General features: G+C 36.7%; 3 protein-coding genes. 2 read left to right on the forward strand and 1 reads right to left on the reverse strand.

Features of this window, described 5'->3' with window-relative positions; all coding sequences use genetic code 11:
• Positions 1-63 precede the first annotated feature (63 nt).
• Positions 64-1,467, reverse strand: a complete 1,404-nt coding sequence (locus ACKPEB_RS20820; RefSeq protein ID WP_408966926.1) for a protein adenylyltransferase SelO — start codon at positions 1,465-1,467, stop codon at positions 64-66.
• Between the two features lie 180 nt (positions 1,468-1,647).
• Here ACKPEB_RS20820 and ACKPEB_RS20825 point away from each other — a divergent pair, with 180 nt between their 5' ends.
• Both ACKPEB_RS20825 and ACKPEB_RS20830 read left to right on the forward strand, forming a co-directional pair.
• Positions 1,648-2,124, forward strand: coding sequence for an ankyrin repeat domain-containing protein (locus tag ACKPEB_RS20825; protein WP_408966927.1), 477 nt, complete (start codon positions 1,648-1,650; stop codon positions 2,122-2,124).
• A gap of 217 nt (positions 2,125-2,341) precedes the next feature.
• A complete protein-coding gene (locus tag ACKPEB_RS20830) occupies positions 2,342-4,630 on the forward strand; it encodes a DNA methyltransferase (RefSeq protein ID WP_408966928.1) in 2,289 nt (762 codons plus the stop codon).
• Positions 4,631-4,734 lie beyond the last annotated feature (104 nt).

Here is a 4,734-nt window from a genome sequence, read left to right on the forward strand (position 1 = left end):
TTCAAACTAGATTTACACCAATCGATAGAGAACTGTTGATGAACACCCGTTGAAAACCTCTGGCTACTCTGCTTTAATTTTAGCTAATAATTGATAAAAAGGTTGCCAATTATCCTCAACAGTAATGGGTTCCCAAATCCCTTCAATTTCAGGACGAACAATCACCACTTGAGGATTATACTCTTTTAACCGTTGTTTCATTTCCTCTAGTTCAGGAGCAGATAAAGTTTGTAAATGATGATAATACAGTTGTCGCCACCGATCTAAATGCTGCATCGGTTCAGCTTCTTTTAAAATATTTTGCGGTTCGTCTTGCCAATTGGCACAAAACTGTTCTCGTAGTTGAATGAAAAAGTCATGATAATGAATCAGATTATCTTTGAGTAAATTAATCGTAATTTGCAAAAGTTCTTCCGCTTCCGGTGTAGGAATTTGGGAAAATCCTAAACGATTAATCATCCGTTGACGATAGAATTCTCGATAATAGTTTTGAAAAAAAGCTAACCCCGCTTGAAGGGCTTCTAAAGGAATGACTAAAGATAATGGTTTTTGTAATAACTCTAAGTTTCCTTCACAAACAAAGGGTTGATTTCCATAACAATATAATCCCCCATAATCAAAATAGGCGGCGGTAAATCGCAGGTTATAATGAGGCATAAAAGCATAGGGGCCATAATCGAAACTTTCCCCGGTAATTGACAGATTATCGGTATTTAACACCCCATGACAAAATCCTGAAGCCATCCATTGGGCCGCTAATTCTGCCACTCGTTTCACTAATTCTGCATAAAATAAAGCATAGCGATCGCGTTCTGATTTTAAGTTAGAATAATAATAAGTAATCACATGATCTAACAATTTTTCGATTAAATCCGGTCGTTTGAAATAATGTAGCCGTTCAAAGGTTCCGAACCGAATATGGGAGCGACTAAACCGCACCATTACAGATGATCGAGTCGGGGAAGGTTCATCTCCTCGCCATAGTTGTTCCCCGGTTTCAATTAAACTTAAACATCGAGACGTTCTTACCTTCATGCGATGCAACATTTCGGCGGCTAAAACTTCCCGAACTCCCCCTTTTAAGGTTAGTCTTCCGTCGGCATTTCTGGAGTAGGGCGTTCTTCCCGATCCCTTTGTGCCAAAATCATATAATTCTCCATCCATTCCCCGCACTTGACCATATAAAAACCCCCGTCCATCTCCTAAATACGGGTTATATTCTCCAAATTGATAACCGTGATAACGCATGGCTAATAAGGGCTGCACGGTTTCAAATTTGCCAAAGGCTTCGATCAAGTGCTCGTCTGTTACGGTTTCCGGGTTCAGCCCTAACCGGGTTAAAACTTGATCATTACGAAACCGCAGGATATGGATCGGAAACTCACTCGCGGCTACAACATCGGAATAATCACCGCCTAACGCCTCAAATGCGGGTTCATAGTCGAGGTGCAGGAACGGATTAGACATAATATCCCTAATTATAACTTATTGACAATAATAGCTCAAGTTTCAAACCTTGTCAATTTATTAATCTTAAAAATCTTAAATTTGCTATCAGATATCCAGGGATAAATGCTATGATTTTTTAGGAATCATTAACCGAATCACCCTATTTTTAAATACAGTAATCAAACCGGAGTAAAGCTCATGACTGAATTAATCAAGTCAATTCAAACCGGAGAACTTGAGAAAGTTCAAGAGTGTATCAATCAAAACCTTGATCTCAATGCTCAGGATGAAACCGGAAATACCCCATTAATTACTGCCATTAATTTAGGACAAAAAGAGATAGTAAAACTATTATTACAAGCGGGAGCGGATGTCAATGGCGTTGATCAAGATGGTTGGACTCCCTTAATGGAAGCTGCTGCTAGTGGCAATATAGAAATTGTACAGTTATTATTAGATTGCGGTGCGGACATTAACACTAAAACTGATTTTGGTTTAACCGGATTAATGGCAGCCGCAGGTAGTGGACATAAACCGATTGTCGAATTATTATTAAATCAAGGAGCCGATTTAACCGCCAAAGATCAAAATAATTGGACAGCGTTAATTTGGGCATCTTCTGAGAAACAGACCGAAGTTGTAGAATTCATTAAACAATTTCGAGATCAGCATTAAACTTAAGGTGATCTGATATAACCTCAAACCAACAAAAACACAAGCTAATTGCTATCACATCAGGAATCTGTATTCCGTTGCCATCAATTTCTGGGTGTAGCTTAAAAAGCGAATTAAAAAACTGGGTTTCTGGCGGTCATCTATCTATCGAAACCCAGTTGATCGTTTCATTCTGAATCGATATAATTAAATTTCAGGTTAATCGCGGATTGTACTAATGCCAACGACACCAGAAAGTTTGCAGCAATTTGTTAATTATTGTCAACAGTATATAACTGGAGATGAAAAGGGACAAGCACAAATTTTTTTAGATCGTTTGTTTCAAGCTTTTGGATATGAAGGCGCACTACAAGCGGGAGCCACCTTTGAGCAACGCATTGAAAAAGCTGGGAAATCAGGAAAGATGGGGTTTGCTGATTTACTCTGGAAAAATCATGTTTTAATTGAGATGAAAAAACGGGGAAGTGATCTTCAAGATCGAGAGTATCGCACCCAAGCTGAACGATATTATATTAGAATTAAAAAAAGCGATCGCCCCCGTTATGTAATTTTATGTAATTTTGATGAATTCCATATTTATGATTTCGATAATCAACCCGATGACCCGGTTGATATTATAGCTTTAGAAGATTTACCCAGACGCATTCCAGCATTTAGCTTTTTAGAAGCCAAAAATCTCCGTCCTCAATTTAAAAATAATCAAGTTGAAATTACAGAAAAAGCAGCCAGACGTTTAGGAGATGTTTTACATTCTCTATTAGAACGAGGTGAAAGAAATCATTTTAAAAAATATACCCCCCTGCAAGCACAACGTTTTATTTTACAATGTGTTTTAGCGATGTATGCCGAAGATATTGGTTTACTTCCCCCCGCAATATTTACCCGTTGTTTACAAGATTGTCTGGAAGATCAAGAGAATGCTTATGATATTTTAGGCGGACTTTTTCAAGCCATGAATCAAACCGGGGTTGTCCCCGATGGCCGTTATGAAGGGGTAGACTATTTTAATGGCGGATTATTTCAAGAAATTCATCCGATTAAGTTAGAATACGGGGAGTTAAATTTATTATTAGCTTGTGCGGGTCAAGATTGGAGTAAAGTCCGTCCTTCTATTTTTGGAAACTTATTTGAAGGCGCTTTGAACTATACCGATAAAACCCAGAAAAAATCCCAACAACAACGTCATGCTCACGGTATTCATTTTACCTCAGAAGCTGATATTAGAAGTATTGTTTTACCCACCCTTCGAGAATATTGGGAAAATCGAATCAGTGAAGCGAATACCTTAAACGAGTTAAAAAAATTATATCGGGAATTAATTGATTATAAAATTCTTGACCCAGCTTGCGGTTCGGGTAATTTTCTCTATGTCGCTTATCAAGAGTTAAAATATATTGAAAAAATACTATTCGAGAAAATCGCTAATTTTGAGGATATTTCTGGTTATACTCAAAAGGTCAGTCCTCAACAGTTTTATGGCATGGATATCAATGCTTTTGCGGTAGAGTTAGCCAAGGTGACTTTAATGATTGGGCGCAAGGTTGCTATCGATAAATTAGGTTTAAATGAACCTTCTTTGCCTTTAGATACTTTAGAACAAAATATTATTTGTATCGATGCTTTATTTACCGAATGGGTTAAGGCTGATGCTATTATTGGTAATCCTCCGTTTTTGGGAGGTAAAAAGTTAAGAAGTGCTTTAGGTGATGAATATGTAGAAAAATTAAAACAAAAATTTCCTGAAGTAGAAGGACAACCCGATTTTTGTGTATTTTGGTTTAGAAAAACCGCCGATATTTTAGGAAAAAATGGGCGTTCTGGTTTAGTTGGTACTAATTCTATTTCTCAAATTACGGGAAGAAAAGCCAGTTTAGATTATGTAGTAGAAAAGGGCGGAATGATTTATAATGCTATTTCTACACAACATTGGTCAGGAGATGCAAATGTTCACGTTAGTATTGTTAATTGGTCAAAAGAAAAACCTCTCAGTTTTTATTTAGATGGTCAAAATGTATTTTCTATTTCGACTGCATTAAAATCGGAAATAGCTGTCAATACCGCCCAAGTTTTATTAGCCAATAAAAATAGGTCATTTGAAGGTTGTCAATTAGCAGGAAAGGGTTTTATTATCGATGAAGAAACTGCACAAGATTGGATCAAAAAAGATCGGAAAAATCAAGATGTGTTAAAAATAATGGTAGATGGAAAAGGTTTAATTTATCCTTTTTCTACAAAGGATTGGGTTATAGATTTTAATAATATGTCCATTGAAGAAGCATCAGAATATGAGTTACCTTTTGCAACAGTGAGAGAGAAAGTAAAACCAGAAAGAGAAGAATCACGAGAGAAATTAAGAAGGGAAAAATGGTGGCTATTGAGCAGACCTAGACCTGCAATGAGAAAAGCATTACAAGGATTATCTTGTTATTTTGCTTCGCAGGGTAAAATTAAAATATCTACAGGAGTAAACATAATATATTTGACAATTTTAGGAATAGCAAAATAACAAGATAATCCTTGTAAGGCTTTTCTCATGGCAGGTCTAGGTCTGCTCAATAACCACCATTTTTCCTTTCTTAATTTCTCTCGTGATTCTTCTCTTTCTGGTTT

Source organism: Planktothrix sp. (assembly GCF_046067725.1).
Classification (GTDB): Bacteria; Cyanobacteriota; Cyanobacteriia; order Cyanobacteriales; family Microcoleaceae; genus Planktothrix.